Origin of the sequence: Salinicola sp. MH3R3-1 (genome assembly GCF_001937155.1) — a bacterium.
GTDB classification, from domain to species: Bacteria; Pseudomonadota; Gammaproteobacteria; order Pseudomonadales; family Halomonadaceae; genus Salinicola; species Salinicola halophyticus.
Window position 1 is genome coordinate 1 of record NZ_MSDP01000098.1, and the last position, 565, is coordinate 565.

General features: G+C 65.8%; 1 protein-coding gene. It reads right to left on the reverse strand.

The annotated features are described in order from the left end of the window. Positions 1–565: Ig-like domain-containing protein (locus BTW08_RS18530; protein WP_168170690.1), on the reverse strand; the 565-nt coding region annotated here is incomplete at both ends.

Sequence of the window (565 nt, forward strand, 5' to 3'; positions counted from 1 at the left end):
GCGTGACGTTGTAGCTGCCGTCGCTATTAAAGCTGAGGCTGCCGTTGCCGGTGCCGACATCCGTCGCCAGGTCGTAACCGGCGATGGTGCCATCGATATCGGTCGCTGCGGGCACCTGCCCGCTGAGAGCGCTGTTCTCGCCGGTGGTCTGGGTATCGGCGACGGCCACTGGAACGTCGTTAGTGCCGGTCACCGTTACGGTCAGCGTCGAGGTGGCGGTGCCGCCCTGGCCGTCGCTGACGGTGTAGTTGATCTGCGTCTTGTCGGTCTGACCCGCGGCCAGGCGATCGAACGCCGTGCCCGGATTGAAGCTGTAGGAGCCATCCGCGTTCAGCGCGAAGGTGCCGCCATTGGAGCCGGTGATGGCCTGCCCCACGCTACCTGTTACGCCGTTGACCGCACTGACGCTCAGCGTGCCGACATCGACATCGCTGTCGTTGGCCAACACGCCCTGGGCCGCGGCGATATTGAGAGTAGCGTTCTCGCCCGTGCTGCCGGTATCGGCGACGGCCACCGGCGCGTCGTTGGTGCCGGTCACGGTGATGGTGACGGTCTTGGGTTCGCT